At 40.1% G+C, this 14916-nt stretch carries 17 protein-coding genes, 1 pseudogene and 1 other annotated feature; all 18 genes and pseudogenes read right to left on the bottom strand.

Annotation, left to right across the window (positions count from 1 at the left end; genetic code table 11):
- Positions 1–4: 4 nt before the first annotated feature.
- Entirely contained in the window at positions 5–1717 is a 1713-nt protein-coding gene (locus QS39_RS06295) for a glucosaminidase domain-containing protein (RefSeq protein ID WP_077804964.1), read from the bottom strand.
- A gap of 98 nt (positions 1718–1815) precedes the next feature.
- A complete protein-coding gene (locus QS39_RS06290) occupies positions 1816–2802 on the bottom strand; it encodes a dihydroorotate dehydrogenase (protein ID WP_180375012.1) in 987 nt (328 codons plus the stop codon).
- Positions 2765–3565, bottom strand: a complete 801-nt coding sequence (locus QS39_RS06285; RefSeq protein ID WP_077804962.1) for a dihydroorotate dehydrogenase electron transfer subunit — start codon at positions 3563–3565, stop codon at positions 2765–2767. Before QS39_RS06285 ends, QS39_RS06290 begins: the two co-directional genes overlap by 38 nt.
- A 248-nt stretch (positions 3566–3813) precedes the next feature.
- Positions 3814–4194: a lactoylglutathione lyase gene (gloA, locus tag QS39_RS06280; RefSeq protein ID WP_000157153.1), complete on the bottom strand. Its 381-nt coding sequence runs from the start codon at positions 4192–4194 to the stop codon at positions 3814–3816.
- A 58-nt stretch (positions 4195–4252) separates the two neighbouring features.
- Positions 4253–4612 (bottom strand): 50S ribosomal protein L20, encoded by a 360-nt coding sequence (rplT, locus tag QS39_RS06275; RefSeq protein WP_000124834.1) that lies wholly within the window; start codon positions 4610–4612, stop codon positions 4253–4255.
- A gap of 51 nt (positions 4613–4663) precedes the next feature.
- Positions 4664–4864: a 50S ribosomal protein L35 gene (gene rpmI, locus QS39_RS06270; RefSeq protein ID WP_001125943.1), complete on the bottom strand. Its 201-nt coding sequence runs from the start codon at positions 4862–4864 to the stop codon at positions 4664–4666.
- 32 nt (positions 4865–4896) lie between these two features.
- On the bottom strand, positions 4897–5427 hold the full coding sequence (infC, locus tag QS39_RS06265) for a translation initiation factor IF-3 (RefSeq protein ID WP_000848180.1): 531 nt from the start codon (positions 5425–5427) through the stop codon (positions 4897–4899).
- 15 nt (positions 5428–5442) lie between these two features.
- Positions 5443–5574: a sequence feature (ribosomal protein L20 leader region), on the bottom strand.
- A 173-nt stretch (positions 5575–5747) separates the two neighbouring features.
- On the bottom strand, positions 5748–6932 hold the full coding sequence (locus tag QS39_RS06260) for a hypothetical protein (RefSeq protein WP_077804961.1): 1185 nt from the start codon (positions 6930–6932) through the stop codon (positions 5748–5750).
- 3 nt (positions 6933–6935) lie between these two features.
- Entirely contained in the window at positions 6936–7523 is a 588-nt protein-coding gene (locus QS39_RS06255) for an ATP-binding cassette domain-containing protein (RefSeq protein ID WP_077804960.1), read from the bottom strand.
- Between the two features lie 32 nt (positions 7524–7555).
- A pseudogene (locus QS39_RS11340) lies at positions 7556–7780 on the bottom strand (hypothetical protein).
- Positions 7781–7917: 137 nt separating this feature from the next.
- Positions 7918–10158: a DNA internalization-related competence protein ComEC/Rec2 gene (locus QS39_RS06245; protein ID WP_077804959.1), complete on the bottom strand. Its 2241-nt coding sequence runs from the start codon at positions 10156–10158 to the stop codon at positions 7918–7920.
- On the bottom strand, positions 10142–10780 hold the full coding sequence (locus tag QS39_RS06240) for a helix-hairpin-helix domain-containing protein (protein ID WP_077804958.1): 639 nt from the start codon (positions 10778–10780) through the stop codon (positions 10142–10144). The genes QS39_RS06245 and QS39_RS06240 overlap by 17 nt, the downstream gene beginning before the upstream one ends.
- A 66-nt stretch (positions 10781–10846) precedes the next feature.
- The gene (locus QS39_RS06235) at positions 10847–11416 is read right to left on the bottom strand and encodes a GNAT family N-acetyltransferase (protein ID WP_077804957.1); all 570 of its coding nucleotides are present in this window, start codon (positions 11414–11416) and stop codon (positions 10847–10849) included.
- Positions 11417–11523: 107 nt separating this feature from the next.
- On the bottom strand, positions 11524–12528 hold the full coding sequence (locus QS39_RS06230) for a PhoH family protein (protein WP_077804956.1): 1005 nt from the start codon (positions 12526–12528) through the stop codon (positions 11524–11526).
- Positions 12529–12612: 84 nt separating this feature from the next.
- A complete protein-coding gene (locus QS39_RS06225; RefSeq protein ID WP_001232084.1) occupies positions 12613–12828 on the bottom strand; it encodes a YozE family protein in 216 nt (71 codons plus the stop codon).
- A 45-nt stretch (positions 12829–12873) separates the two neighbouring features.
- Positions 12874–13431: a GrpB family protein gene (locus QS39_RS06220; protein ID WP_077804955.1), complete on the bottom strand. Its 558-nt coding sequence runs from the start codon at positions 13429–13431 to the stop codon at positions 12874–12876.
- Positions 13432–13442: 11 nt separating this feature from the next.
- Positions 13443–14297, bottom strand: a complete 855-nt coding sequence (gene cvfB / locus QS39_RS06215; protein WP_077804954.1) for an RNA-binding virulence regulatory protein CvfB — start codon at positions 14295–14297, stop codon at positions 13443–13445.
- 59 nt (positions 14298–14356) lie between these two features.
- Positions 14357–14914, bottom strand: coding sequence for a ribosome recycling factor (frr, locus tag QS39_RS06210; RefSeq protein WP_001262225.1), 558 nt, complete (start codon positions 14912–14914; stop codon positions 14357–14359).
- Between the last annotated feature and the right edge of the window lie 2 nt (positions 14915–14916).

Genomic DNA, 14916 nt, shown 5'->3' with positions numbered 1-14916 from the left:
AGGACTAATCTTTGCCACCTAGTTTCTCATTGATTTTCATCATCACACTAGCAATTTTTTCGCCCCAATAAGGGTCTGATGCATATTCTACATTCATACCAGACGCCTTGTTTCCAAGGAAAGTTCTACCCCTATCGATATAATTTTCCTTAATCCACTTGGTTGCACCTAAAATTCCCTTATCCACATCATCAAATGTCTTGGCAGAAAGGTAAGGAGTCGTATCATAGGCTGTAATTCCAAAGAAATTATTCTTATCTTTGGCAATCTTACTTCGTCCCCAGTCACTTTCTAAGGCACTATGGGCAAGGAGGTAAAGGGCATTGATATGGTAATGTTCTTCGGCTTCCTTAAAGGTAGCCCCCTTATTTTCCAAGAGACTATTGTCAATATTTAACAGACTAAATACCTTATCCAAGTCTTCAGCACTATAGTTTGTAGCCTCTGTTAAGTCTTTGAAAAGGAAGGGATTTTCAAGCTTAAAACCATCAAAATGCAGCCCATCTGCCGAATAATATTTCTTGCCTACTTCCATATCAGAAAGATGAGAAGCTACTGGAATACTAGCATTCTGAGCCACATAGTGATAAAAACGGTGGCCATCACTCTCATAATAAGGGATAAAGTCCTTACTAGCATCTAGTGCTTGTAAATCTTCTGTTTTCATATAGCCTGACAAACCAGAAATAGTAATAGCCAAGCGCTTGTCATCACTTTTTCTATCCTTATCTAGCCAGACGACACTACCTTGCGATATATAGGAGAGCTTTTCACCATCTGCATTATAAACATTTGCTGTGACAGGTACTACTTGATAATAAGCAGCATTTTCATTTGTAGCTTTTTCTCCAAGCCATTTACCGTCGCTTCCAAGCTGATAACCATCTACAGTCTCATTTTTCGCCATGTAGCCACCAGATTTGAAGTAGTACCAGGCTTGACTTTTAGCATCGTATAGCCATTCTTTCTCAGTCATTTTCCCATCAGATTTGAGGTAAAACCATGACTCCTTATCCCAAATCCATTCATTCACTGCCATATAGCCACCGGATTTTAGATAATAATAGTGGCCATTTTCGAAAATCCATTCTTTCTCAGCATGATTTCCATTTTCTTTGATGTAAAACCAAGATTGGTATTGTTTGTCATAAAGCCAACCTTGCTGTACTTTGGCACCACTAGCATTCACATAAGCCTGATCAATCCACTGACTTGTTAGCAAATAACCGCCAGATTTAAAATAATAGTCCTTGCCCTTAATTTGGAGCCATTCTTTCTCTGCGTGTTGTCCATCTGCTTTGATATAAAACCAAGCGTCGTATTGAGAATCATAGACCCAGTCTTCGATTACTTTGGCACCTGTTGCACCAATATAGGAAGTTCCTACCCAAGCATTTCTTTTCATCTTTCCATTTTGGTCAAGATAATAGAGGACTCCCTTGTCTTCTACCCATTCTGACTTGGCCATATAGCCACCAGATTTTAGGTAAAAATAGTCGTCACCTTGTTTCAGCCATTCATTTTCAGCATAGTTGGCATCTTCTTTTATATAAAACCAAGATTGATAGTGAGCATCAAAAACCCACTCATTGGCTGCTTGACTACCATCTGCTTTTAGGTATTGTTTTCCTTGCCAAGTACCATCGCTAGCCATTGCACTCTCTGGTCTGGCTAAGAAAAATAGCAGAGCTAAAAAAACAAATCTCAATTTCTTCATTAACTTTCTTCCTCTGTTCTTACTCATTTCATTATATCAAAATTCTCTATAATCAACATTACAAACTAATAAAAAATCAAGAACAGATAGATTGCAGTTTATCTCAGAGACTCTTTTACTTTCTTGCGTAGATCTTCTAGACTGCTAATGCCGTATTTGTCCATGGCTTTTGGCAGATTTTCGATGATATCAGGGCAGGCATAAGGATTGGTAAAGTTGGCTGTTCCAACTCCAATAGCCGATGCTCCAGCCAGATACATTTCTAGAGCAGCGTCAGCCGAATCCACTCCCCCCATTCCAATGATGGGCAGGTCTGTTGTTTGAGCTACTTGACGGATGAGTTTGAGGGCTACTGGAAAGACTGCGGGACCAGACATCCCACCTGTTCCATTTGCCAAAATTGGTTTTCTGGTTTTGAGGTCAAAGCGCATTCCAACTAAAGTATTGATCATGGTTAAGCCACTTGCCCCCGCATCTTCTGCAGCTTTAGCGACAGTAACGATATTGGTCACACTAGGGGTTAGTTTGACATAAACTGGCACATCAGAGGCTTCCACAGCTGCTTTCACCACATCATAAGCCAGATCAGGATCTTGACCAATCAAAAGTCCATGATTACAGTGATCTACGTTAGGGCAAGAAATATTGAGCTCTATGGCCTTTACATTAGTTGCCTTAGAAATACCATGAGAAACAGCTGCATACTCTTGTTTTGAAAAACCAGCCACATTGGCAATAATAGGAAGATTTGGATATTCTCTTTCCAGCCACGGTAGCTTTTCAGCCAAAACAACCTCTAAACCAGGATTTTGCAAGCCAATTGCATTTAGCATGCCAGCAGGTGTTTCTGCCACCCTTGGAGTTGGATTGCCAAAGCGTGGTTCAAGGGTTGTCGCCTTGATCATAATAGAACCCAAAAGGTCTAAATCATAGTACTTGGCATACTCTTGACCAAAACCAAAACAGCCTGATGCTGGAATAATGGGATTTTTCAAATCCAAGCCTGGGAGAGAAACTTGTAAACGATTTGTAGTCATGATTTTCTCCTTATAATACAACTGTTCCTGTGCGGAAAACAGGACCATCTTCACAGACGCGTTGGCTGACCGTCTCGCTTTCTGGTACTTTTAGGACGCAGGCATAGCAAGCCCCCATCCCACAAGCCATACGAGATTCCAAAGATAGATAGGCTCTTGGGTGATTATAAAAGGTTTGATTAATATACTTCATCATTCCAGGCGCCCCACATGAGTAAACAGCGTCAAACTGACTGTCTAAATCCTTGATGACTACAGAGACATTTCCCTTAATGCCATAAGAACCATCATCTGTCGTTACAAATACCTGCCCATATTGAGCTAATTCCGTCTCTAAAATAACAGCATCCTTATTAGCAAAACCGAGAACTGTCACTACTTTCACACCACGCGCATGCAATTCCTTAGCAACCTCAAGCAAGGGAGGAACACCAATTCCACCACCAACGAGGAGTACCTGGCTCTGCTCATCTAGGTCAGACAAGTCAAAACCATTTCCCTGTGGCCCCATCACATCAAGAGTATCTCCCTGACTTAAGGTTGAAAAAATAGCAGTCCCAGCCCCTTCAATCCGATAAATGAGATGACACTGTTTGTTTACCTTATCAATAGACGAAATTGAGATAGGACGACGCAAAAGATGGGCGTCATCAGGCACACGCAGATGTAGAAATTGGCCTGCTCGCATAGCTTCAACCATTTCTCCTTCTAGGACTAATTCAAAGATTGCTGGTGCGATTTCCTCCTGTGCTACCACCTTCATGGTTTCCAAACGAATGGCACCCAAACGTTTCTTACATGTGGGATTCATGACTTTTCCTCCTTAAATTTTAAGGGGATCAGACAAAGAAAAGACCTTGCTAGTGCAAGGCCTCAGTTAAAATCGTACAACACAAGAGAGCACACTCAAAAAGTCTCCTCTAGAAAATTGTACTATTCTTTTATCTGACACCTTGTGAGTCTCTCTGGACTCCCCTTAAAGGTTAAATTTTTATTAGTATACTCTTTCATCTAAAAAAAGTCAAGTAGAAAACGAACATTCTACTTGACTTCACGAGATTATTTTTCACGAATGACTTCGACCTTGTAGCCATCAGGGTCTTTGACAAAGTAATAGTTAGGTGCAGTTCCTGGTAGACCATTTGGCTCAGTCACTTCATATCCTTTTGCACTATGCTCTTGATGAAGTGCCTCAAGATCAGGTGTACTGAGGGCGATATGAGCAAAGCCATCTCCAACCACATAAGGCCCGTGATCGTAGTTATAAGTCAATTCCAACTCATAGTCGTCACCCTCAAGACCTAGATAGACAATCGTGAAGGCATGATCTGGAAAATCTCTGCGACGCAATTCTTTAAAACCAAAAGCATCTTGATAAAATGCGATTGATTTTTCAAGGTTTTCTACTCGCAAGCAAGTGTGTAGCATTTTTGAAGCCATATTTTTCTCCTTTATTTTTAAAAAGACTGGGACAATCCTGTTCCAGTCTTATCTGTTATTATTTACCAAGTTTTGCTTTAGCTGCATCTGCAAGAGCTGTGAAAGCTGCTGCATCGTTAACAGCCAAGTCAGCAAGCATTTTACGGTTAACTTCGATCTCAGCCAATTTCAAACCATGCATCAATTGTGAGTATGAAAGTCCGTTCATACGAGCTGCCGCGTTGATACGAGTGATCCACAATTTGCGGAAGTCACGTTTTTTCTGACGACGGTCACGGTATGCATAGTAGTAAGAGTTCATTACTTGTTCTTTTGCAGTACGGAACAAGATGTGTTTAGCTCCATAGTAACCTTTTGCTAATTTAAGAATACGTTTACGACGTTTGCGTGATACAACGCCACCTTTAACACGTGCCATGTTTTATTTCCTCCAAATATTTCCTAGAATTGTTTACTTACAGTCAAGCTATTATTTCAAGCGAGTAAGCATTGCTTTGATACGTTTGTAGTCTCCTGAATGCACCATAGATGCTTTACGAAGATGACGACGTTGTTTCTTAGTTTTTCCGTGGAAACGGTGAGAAGTGTAAGCACGGAAACGTTTAAGTCCACCAGAACCTGTACGTTTGAAACGTTTAGCTGATGCGCGGTGTGTTTTTTGTTTTGGCATGATTTTTTCTCCTTTATTTAACTTTCTGACAATTATTTTTTGTCAGTTGCTGGCGCCAATTGCATGAACATTTGACGTCCATCCATTTTAGCACGTTGTTCGATGATGGCAATATCTTGAGTTGCTTCAGCAAACTCGGCTAAAACTTTTGCACCAATCTCTTTATGGGTAATCATACGACCCTTAAAGCGAATAGATACCTTAACTTTATTTCCTTTTTCAAGGAATTTGCGTGCATTGCGAAGTTTTGTATCAAAGTCACCCTTGTCAATCGTTGGACTTAGACGAACTTCTTTCACAGTAACAACACTTTGTTTTTTACGTTGTTCTTTTTGCTTCTTCTGGTACTCAAATTTGAACTTACCGTAGTCCATAATTTTTGCAACAGGCGGTTTGGCTTGGGGTTGAATCAATACTAGGTCAACATTAGCGTTATCAGCCAAAGCTTGCGCTTCACTGAGTGGCTTGATGCCTAGCTGTTCTCCTTCAAGACCAATCAAGCGAACTTCACGTACACGAATCTCATCATTGATGAATAAGTCTTGCTTTGCTATGGTTTTCACCTCTTTTGTTTTATTAGAGAAAAACAATAGCGGACTCGTAAATATACAAGCCCGCACGTTATGATAGCGTTTCTTAGAAACTTTTCATCCGTAGGGCCAGGCAACTTAATGTCACAAGGCGAGAAGCTCTCACTTCTGCTTTTCTCAACTTTTATATGATACCAAGTTTTCGAGCTCTTGTCAAGATAAAAAGTTATTTTTTTGAAAAGTTTCTGTTTATATTTTGGCTTTGTATTTTGGCTTGGTTTTCGAATCAAAAAGAGAGAATCAAGTTGATTCCCTCTCTATGTTAGTTTTTCCTTAGCTTCCCTATAGGAAAGCTAGAATCTATTAAAAACTTCCCTTTTACGTGAACTGCCCCATCTTTCGATAAATAGAATCCCCACTAACAAAAGGATAATCAGGCAAGGAAGTAAGACCATTCCCATGCTCCAATTCAGATTGACATTATCAATTTGCTTAGGTAATCTTCCAGATAAAATCTCCACTGAACGCAAGTAAGTAAAGGGAATCAGATGTGCAATCTTTTGAAGAGGCTGAATTGTTTGGATGCCAAACAATAAGCCAACAATTCCAATGAGTGAAAGAAAGAGGACAGGCATTTTTTGCTTGAAAAAGTAAGCAATCAAGTACACTACTTCCACAATGACGATAAAGGCTAAGAAAGCTAATAACAAGCCAGGAAATAACACATCTTGTATTTTTCCAATAGTTACCTCTTGATTCACTAAGCTATAAATCGGGTAGGGATAATCTAACTGTCCAAAACCACTTATCAGACTTCCCACTAGAAAAGAAAATCCGCTGATTCCGATAAACAGCACACTTACATAGCCCACTCCAACTCCAAGAGAGGACATGGCAAATGTCACTTTTGAAAAAGGATATAATTGAGCAGTGTCCAGATGATTTTGATATCTTTCTGCAAATAGTTGCGTTAGCATAAAAATAATCGCAATCACAAACAAGGTTGGGATGATAGCCTCTAAAATCCAGACAATCTGATCAATCCCGTGGGTCGGAAACTCCAAAGTATGTGCTTTTATGTTCAAGGGATACAGGGCTTGGTAAATCTTTCGTTGGCGGTCAACCGCCATTTTAAAGTCAGAGCTAATAGTCGGGTTATTTGATATCATTTCATAATTCTTCTCTTCATCTTGCCACTGCAAATAGTAGGCTTCTTTCCATCGCCCTTCTTTTAATAAAGTCAGAATTTCTGTCTTTTGAGTCGAATGATTTTTTTGCGATTCTAAATTAATTTTAGCAATCTGGTATTCCTCCGAGTTGGTATCAGATATTTGGGAGAGTTCCTCTTCATATTCATTGATGACTCTCTCATTTTTTACAAGATAGGTTTCCAACTCGCTCTCCAAGCTGTGAGAGTTTGCAGTCCGACTATTTAAATAAAAGGTAACACCGAGTCCAGATACAAATAAAGCTAAGATAATCCAATTTAAGCGACTTTTGAAAACTTTTTTTAATAAAAATAGACCAACATCTTTCATAAACTAAACCTCTTCTATCTTTCCCCGATGAATGGTTACTACTCTATCGCAGACATCAAGCAACTCTTCCTTATAGTGGGAACTTAAAAGAACCAGCTGTTCTTGTCTATCGATTTGTGCTAGCCTATCAAAAAACTTCTGTCGATAATACTCATCTAAGCCATTTGTAATCTCATCCATGAGCCAGCATTTCGCCTGACTGAGGAAATACATGGCAATCACCAAGCGTTGCTTCATGCCTAAGGAATACTTGCGAATGGGAAGACTGATATAGTCAGACATTTCCCAGTAATCAATTTCATCCCCCAAGTTCAGCCCTGACTTCCAGATGTTTTTGATAAGGCGAAGATAGTCCATCCCACTTAAGTTTCCATCCAGCCATTCAATACTCTCATAATAAAATAAAGAAGGAGAGGCTGCAATATTTCCGCTACTTATAGGAATTAAATTGCTAATGGCTCGGAATAGGGTCGTCTTTCCAGAGCCATTGATAGCAAGAATACCATAAATCCTACCTTTTTCAAATGTAAAATCAACATCTTGTAAGATGACTTGTCGCGTTTTTAAGGTCACATGAGTAAGTTGCAACATATCTAGCCCTCCTTTTTATCACTCTTTAAGGATTAATAGCCTCCGCTGTAGTAGTTTATTACCTCATAACGATTGTAATTCAAACCAGAACCAACTTTATACTCAGAATAGCTATAATAACGAGATCATAACAGAACATTAATATAGCTATATCTGTGGTAATTCATACTAGACCTATAGTAGGTATTTCAAGCATACCGATAAGTTTTAAGGACGCTCACAGCAGATATACTGGACTGAAAAAGACCAATAATCATAAACTAATTAAACGATTTTTACTAATTTTTAATGGTTTTATATCATTAATGTTAAATACGCTTTCATTATATCGTTTTTATCATTATTATGCAACAGATTTTTAGTTTATTTTACTAATATATAATATTTGTCCTTCCTATCGAACACTTTCGATTTTCCAATTTTTCCAACCTTTAAAGCGTATAGCTCCTTGCTGGTCAGTTCGGTAAACTTTGCTATTGATATCTTCCAGTCGGGTCAAGGTTTCCTGATGGGGTAATTTCGTTCGATTGTTCTTTCCAACTGAGATGAGAGTAAACTCTGGTTTGAGCTGTTCTAAAAAGTCTGAACTTGATGATTTTTTAGAGCCGTGTTGGCTAGCTTTCAAAACATCCACCTCTAGGTCAGGATAATGCTTCAGCAAGTCCTTCTCTCCTTTCTCCTCCAAATTTCCAGTGAAGAGAAAGTGCTTATCCAAAAGTTTCCCATAAAGAACCAGAGAATCTTCATGACCACCATCTCCGATTTTCCTTGGAGATAGAACTTCTAACTGACTTTCAAAAATGGATAAGTTCTCCCCTACTGTCACACTACGCACCTTGGTTTGTGTCTCTTGTAGTTCTGCCACAAATTCCTTCTGTTTCAAACTGCCTTTGGACACTAAAATTTCGCCTACATGGAAAGCCTTGGTCACCTCCAACAAATCTCCAACATGTTCCTTGTCCGTATTTGTCAAAATCAGCTGGTCAATCTTGCTCACTCCTCGACTTTTAAGATAGGGTATCAAGCTTCGCTGAGCATTGCTGGTCGTCGCCTTTTCTTGCCATTTTTCGATTTTCTTATCAGATTCTGCCTTGCCACCTACGTCTAGGAGAATGGTTTTCCCAGTTACATCCCGTAGGAAAATACTTTCGCCTTGCCCCACATCCAGCATGGTGATTTCATTTTCTAGTGGATACTTGGTCAGGAGAAAGAGCCCTGTAATCAATAAACTCAATACTATTAGCCTTTTAATGTTTTTCCTCAAATCATAGACTAAAGCCAAAGAAATTAATAGTAGTATCAACAGCCATGCATTGGGTTGTCCAAAGACCAGAGGTCTACTTGCCACCTGTGATACCAAGCGAATCATCCCCTCCAACCATTCAAAAATAAAATTCAGCTGAATGACTGGATAGAGAAAGGAAAGAGCAAATAAGATAGACAGGAGCGGTAAGAAGATTAAGTCAAATAGAAAGGAAAAGACAAAGGTCAAAAGGATAGACCAAGGCTGAAATTCTGCAAAATAGAAGGATAAAATGGGCAATATTCCCAAGGAAATGACTAGACTTTCTCTGGCAATAGTCTTGAGCCCCTCCCCTTCTTTGCTAGTCATAGTCAAGATAAAAGCATAAGCACATGACAAAACTCCTCCTGCAGTCAGGAAAAAGTTGGGCATGATAATAAAGAGTACAAGCACAGTCAAGGCAAAATTATCCAAGCCCTTAACACCATGTTGAGCCAGTAACTTTTGTAAGAGACTGCGAATGACCGAGGCTGAAAATCCTGTCAGACCTGCATAAATAAGGGAAAAGGGATAAGTCAACCACTTCAACTTTTCTTGGGTCAAGCCTAATCGCAAGAGTAGTTTCTTAAAGCCATCCATGAAAAATCCTACCTGCATCCCCGATAAGGCAAATAGGTGAATAATTCCTAGACTGGAATAAAGTTCATTCATCTCCTCAAAGTCTGTATCCAGATGTCCTAGCAAGAGCCCCGTCATGTAATTGCGCATAGGATCTGGAAAGTGCATCTTAATCCAAACCACAGCCTTTCGGCGTAAACTGGATAGATTTTCTCCTATATCCCAACTGCCAACCTTTTGAAGTGACTGGATACTCTTGATAGTCAGTATCTGGTAAATTCCTTGAGTTTTCAGATAGGCTTGGTAGTCAAAGCCACCAAAATTTCTCTGCCCTTCTGGCTCAGAAAGCTTCCCTTCTAGTCCTATCTCATGAAGGTCTGTTAAAGCTTGAAATTGTTCTTTCTCCTCCTCGGACTGGAGTTTATAATAAACTTGAAAAATGCGTCCATCAGACTTGCCACGAAAGGATAGACTGTCACCATTGACCTTAATAGTGTCTGGTAAAATCCGTACCCTTTCAACAGAATCCGCCAAATTTTGACTCGCTTGACTCTGTTGCCAAGTTTGAAACAGAAACCAGAAGCCAAAGATTCCACAAATCACTAGAACTCTGCCTGCTGATTTCCAAGGAAATTGGAAAAAGAGACAGACTAGCAGAAAAACGAAGCCCAATAAAGCAAGATAGGATGCTGAGAAAATAGCGTAGTAAAGCCAAAGCAATAGAAAACTCAGATAAATTAGGGGAGTGGGAATGTTTTTAATCCACTGTAACATAGTCTTTTAGCTTTTCTATGGTCTTGGCACCAATACCAGAGACTTTCTTGAGTTCATCAACCGACTTAAATTTCCCATTTGCCTCACGATGATCGATAATATCCTGAGCTCGTTTGCCACCCAGTCCTTTGACCTGCTTGAGTTCTTCCAGACTGGCCTTGTTGAGATTGACCTTCTTTTCCTTGCTCGTCGAAGAAGCTGTCCCAGAACCTGCCTGCTGACTAGCTGTCTCTTCTCCCTTAGTTGGGACGTAAACCAGAGCCTCATCACTAACTTTCTGTGCTAGATTGAGCAACTTACTGTCTGCTTGCTCTGTCAAACCACCTGCCTTCTGAACAGCGTCATTGACTCGACTACCTACCGGCAAATCATAAATCCCTGGTGATTTTACAGCACCTTTCACATCTACTGTAATTAGATCTTGTTCAAGGGGTTCTTCCTTCACATCCTTTTCGGTCGATGAATCCTTGGAAACAGCTGCAACTTCTGCCTGCAAATTCGTTTCCTTGACAGGTGTTTCTGGAGCTGGTTTTAGTAGGAAAAATCCTCCTACAAGCAAGCCCAGACCAGTACAGATGACAATAATTTTATACTCTTTGATTTTCTCGATAATTACTTCCATATTTTCTCCTCTCTTAAATTATTCGTAAGAGGAAGAAAAAACAGTTGAAAATTTCTTCTCAACTGCTTATTTATTTGCAAAATAGTCTTCCTTGGTCAAGACATAATGAACTCTTGTCACGATTCGGTCTTCTTCATGCTGGTCCATACAAGCATAAGCTTCTTCGTGGGAAAAACGCATTCCTGATTTCTCCATGACCTTTCCAGATGCAGGATTATCCTTATCGTGAAGAGCAACTAACTTGTTCATTCCTATTTTCTCAAAAACTAGCTTAATTACGGCACGATTGGCTTCTGTCGTCAATCCTTGATTCCAATACTTTTTATTAATAATGTAGCCAATAGCTGCCTTCTTAAGAACAGGATCAATCTTGTGCAAGTCAATGGTTCCAATAAATTTGCCATTGCTTTTTAGTTCTATTCCCCAACGCCCCAAGGGATTGGCCAAGTAAAACTGACCAATGTTATTCTTAGTTTCTTCCAAGCTTTGATTGGTTGGAAAAGTGTAACGAGTATTTTCTCTGTCCGAGGCATAGTCAAACATTGCTTCCGCATCATCCAAGGTTACAGGTCTAAGCAATAAACGCTCCGTTTCTATAGACGGATACTGGGCAAGTTTTACAAAAATTGATTCCATACGTTTTCTCCACTTGAAACCTTTCTAATCTAATATAAGGATATTGAATGAAACATTTAAAAAGCAAATTTATACTTAGTATTGAGATAACTTTAAGTACAAAAGAACTATCCTTCAGATAGAGGTTGAGGATCTAATTCTTCACGCTCTTCATTTTTAATTGGAGCTGGTTCATAAGCTCGGATAATCTGAGCGACAACTGGATGGCGAACAACATCCTTGGCTGAAAAATGAACAAAGTCAATTTGGTGAATATTCTTGAGCTTTTCTTGGGCATCAATCAAACCGGACTTGACATTGCGTGGCAGGTCAATCTGACTGATATCTCCATTGACGATCATCTTAGAATTAAAGCCTAAACGAGTCAAGAACATCTTCATCTGCATGATGGTCGTATTTTGTGCCTCATCGAGAATGACAAAGGCATCATCCAAGGTCCGTCCACGCATGTAGGCAAGGGGCGCAATCTCGATAATTTCACGCTCCATGAGACGAGTCGTTTGGTCTTTCCCCAGAATCTGATACAAGGCATCATAAACCGGTCTAAGGTAAGGATCTACCTTCTCCTTAAGATCACCCGGAAGAAAACCTAGACTCTCTCCTGCTTCCACTGCTGGACGAGTCAAGATAATCCGCTTGACCTGCCCACGTTTAAGAGCAGTCACTGCCAAGGTCACTGCAAGAAAGGTCTTCCCTGTCCCTGCTGGCCCAATTCCAAAGGTCACATCGTGCTGTTTAACACTATCCACATAAAGTTTTTGACCCAGTGTTTTGACACGAATAGGTTTACCAGTATTATCCTTGATGATTTCTTCTTCGTAAAGGGCGACAAACTTGTCGATTTCATCGTTTTTGACCATACTAATCGCAGTCACCACATCTGGCGTACCAACGGTCATCCCACGATTTACCAAGACCATCAAAGCCTGAATAACTTGACGGGCTTCCTCACAGGCAGTCTCTTCTCCCAAAACCTGCACAATCTCCGTACGAGCATGAATCACCACATCAAGCTCTTCTTCCATCAAACGAAGATGGCGTTCATTGGAACCAAAAAGATGAAACAGATCATCTGGATGACTTAGTTGAATGTCAATTGAATGTTCCTTCAAATAAAGAACCTCTCTAATCCTTTTATTTCTTTTTATTATAGCAAAGGGGTGGAGAAATTACTAGCCCAAACCCAATGAATCATGCTAGTGTTCTAAGTATTCTTGCCAGATAGCGTCAAAGTCTCCTAGATTGAAAGAGAAACTAGCGTGCTCCTCCAAAAAGCGACTCACCTCATCAAAATCATCTGTGTGTTTTGGAAAGGCTGACTCTTCAAAAGCGAGGTCTGCCAAGATAGCTTTGGGACTATTACTTTTAGGGTTGCGCTCGGTCATGAGCCAAGTGTAAAATGATTTTCTCAATTCTTTCTCCTATCAAGACTTTTTTTGATGAAACTTTTCTGATTTTTAAAAATTACTGGACTTAGCCTCTGACACATAGTGGTTTATAAAATCCGTTTTCGCATCTGTATAGGCGTCTCGATTGTGTTCAAAGTGTTTCCACAAACTGAGTTTTAATTCCTGATACGCTTGGGCGATATCTGGATGCTGGCAGAGATAATCTCTAAAATAAATCTCGTTATGATCTCCCGTCATTCGCAAATGTAAATGAAAAACTTTCTCAGCAAATCCCTGCTCTGTATATCCTTTATTTAGCGAAATCCTGTTAGGACTCTCCGACATCACTAGCCACCCATTCTTCACCAATAAATCCCTAACTCTTGCTAAATCCTCTATTCTACCTACTTCTAACAGAATATCAACGATATTTTTGGCCCAAATATTAGGGATAGCAGTGCTACCGATATGTTCTATTCTTTTAATAACATTTGCACCCAATATTTTTTTCAGACTTGTTTTCTCCAATTCATACCAGTCTTTCCACTCTGACTTGTGCTCTACTAGAAAAATAGGAAAAAGTTGCCAGAGTTCCTCTAAACTCATTTCTTCAAATTTCTTTATCATGTCTATAAGACCTAAATCAACTCTGTCCCAAACTGGTCTTGCTTGATTTTACCAGCCTTCATAAGACCACCTAGAGCTTTTTTAAACTGACCTTTAGAAATGCCAAAGATTGCCTTGATGTCGTCTGGAGATGACTTATCATTTAAGGTCATGAAACCGCCATTGCTTTCCAAGTAGGTCAAAATCATCTGAGCATCATTTTCCAACATTTCAAAAGAACGTGGTTTGAGGGAGAGGTTCAAGGTACGGTCCACTTCACGGAAACCAATGACACGCGCATCTAGAACTTGTCCCAAACGTGGCTCTGCGTAACGCTCGCTAGGATGGATAAAGCCAAGCATGTTATTTTCTGGCAGGTAAACAAAAGTTCCTGACAGCTTGAGACGGTATACAACGGCTGGCCAGTTTTGATTCTGCATGTTGTTGTAGGCAGGACGAGCTAGACGTTGGAAGTCTTCCTGATAAGCCAAGAGTCCCCAGATACGGTCTTTCTTATCCACTTCAAGACGGATGTAGAGTTGGTCACCCTTCTTAGGCCAGAGTTCCTTGAGCTCAGGGAGAATATCGAGTGACACAACGATTTCCTTGTCAGGAAGGCCTGTATCCACAAAGACACCCAAGTCCTTACGAACCTCCGTTACAGTTCCCCAACCAAATTGATCCTGAGTGGCAGTGACCTCAAGTGTTGTCAAACGGAGTTTTTGCTTCATATCCGTGTAAGCAAAACCTTTGACCGTATCCCCTACTGTATGCTGACCTTCTTCCTTGGCAAGTGCATAGGTTTGACCATCCTTTTGCACAAAGTAAAATCGGTCATTTTCATCGATGACTAGTCCAACGATAAAACTTGCAAGATTTGTATTCATATTTCCTTCTTTCGAATAAAACTCAGCCAGCAATGCCAACTGAGTTTTTCTGTTTATTTTTAGACTTCCAAAAGTTCTTTTTCTTTGTTAGCAGTCATGTCGTCGATGTGTTTAACAGCATCGTCTGTTACTTTTTGAATGTCTTTTTCAAGAGTCTTCAATTCGTCTTCAGTGATTTCTTTTGCTTTTTCTTGTTTCTTAGCTTCGTCCATAGCATCACGACGAATATTGCGGACAGCCACTTTAGCATTTTCGCCGACCTTCTTCACTTCTTTAGCAAGGTCACGACGAGTTTCTTCTGTCAGAGCAGGGATAACCAAACGAATAACAGAACCATCGTTCGCTGGTGTGATACCAAGATCAGAGGCATTCAAGGCACGTTCGATGTCTTTCAATGAAGACTTGTCAAATGGTGTCACCAACAAAACACGCGCTTCTGGAATCGTAATTGAAGCGATTTGGTTAAGAGGAGTTTCTACTCCATAGTATTCTACATGTACACGGTCAAGCAAGCTTGCATTGGCACGGCCAGCACGGATACCACCAAATTCACGAGCAAGTGATTGGTGAGACTGGGTCATTCTCTCTTTAGCTTTTTCAATAATTGCGTTAGCCATAT

Origin of the sequence: Streptococcus mitis (assembly GCF_002005545.1) — a bacterium.
In the GTDB taxonomy this organism is placed as follows: domain Bacteria; phylum Bacillota; class Bacilli; order Lactobacillales; family Streptococcaceae; genus Streptococcus; species Streptococcus mitis_I.
Note: the sequence above shows the minus strand (reverse complement) of the source record. Positions and strands in the feature narration are given on the sequence as shown.

Excerpts from the sequence above, each read along its gene's own strand:
- QS39_RS06295 (WP_077804964.1), bottom strand. The coding sequence starts at position 1,717 with ATGAAGAAATTGAGATTTGTTTTTTTAGCTCTGCTATTTTTCTTAGCC.
- QS39_RS06290 (WP_180375012.1), bottom strand. The coding sequence starts at position 2,802 with ATGGTCCTGTTTTCCGCACAGGAACAGTTGTATTATAAGGAGAAAATC.
- QS39_RS06285 (WP_077804962.1), bottom strand. The coding sequence starts at position 3,565 with ATGAATCCCACATGTAAGAAACGTTTGGGTGCCATTCGTTTGGAAACC.
- gloA (WP_000157153.1), bottom strand. The coding sequence starts at position 4,194 with ATGGCTTCAAAAATGCTACACACTTGCTTGCGAGTAGAAAACCTTGAA.
- rplT (WP_000124834.1), bottom strand. The coding sequence starts at position 4,612 with ATGGCACGTGTTAAAGGTGGCGTTGTATCACGCAAACGTCGTAAACGT.
- rpmI (WP_001125943.1), bottom strand. The coding sequence starts at position 4,864 with ATGCCAAAACAAAAAACACACCGCGCATCAGCTAAACGTTTCAAACGT.
- QS39_RS06260 (WP_077804961.1), bottom strand. The coding sequence starts at position 6,932 with ATGAAAGATGTTGGTCTATTTTTATTAAAAAAAGTTTTCAAAAGTCGC.
- QS39_RS06255 (WP_077804960.1), bottom strand. The coding sequence starts at position 7,523 with ATGTTGCAACTTACTCATGTGACCTTAAAAACGCGACAAGTCATCTTA.
- QS39_RS06245 (WP_077804959.1), bottom strand. The coding sequence starts at position 10,158 with ATGTTACAGTGGATTAAAAACATTCCCACTCCCCTAATTTATCTGAGT.
- QS39_RS06240 (WP_077804958.1), bottom strand. The coding sequence starts at position 10,780 with ATGGAAGTAATTATCGAGAAAATCAAAGAGTATAAAATTATTGTCATC.
- QS39_RS06235 (WP_077804957.1), bottom strand. The coding sequence starts at position 11,416 with ATGGAATCAATTTTTGTAAAACTTGCCCAGTATCCGTCTATAGAAACG.
- QS39_RS06220 (WP_077804955.1), bottom strand. The coding sequence starts at position 13,431 with ATGATAAAGAAATTTGAAGAAATGAGTTTAGAGGAACTCTGGCAACTT.
- cvfB (WP_077804954.1), bottom strand. The coding sequence starts at position 14,297 with ATGAATACAAATCTTGCAAGTTTTATCGTTGGACTAGTCATCGATGAA.
- frr (WP_001262225.1), bottom strand. The coding sequence starts at position 14,914 with ATGGCTAACGCAATTATTGAAAAAGCTAAAGAGAGAATGACCCAGTCT.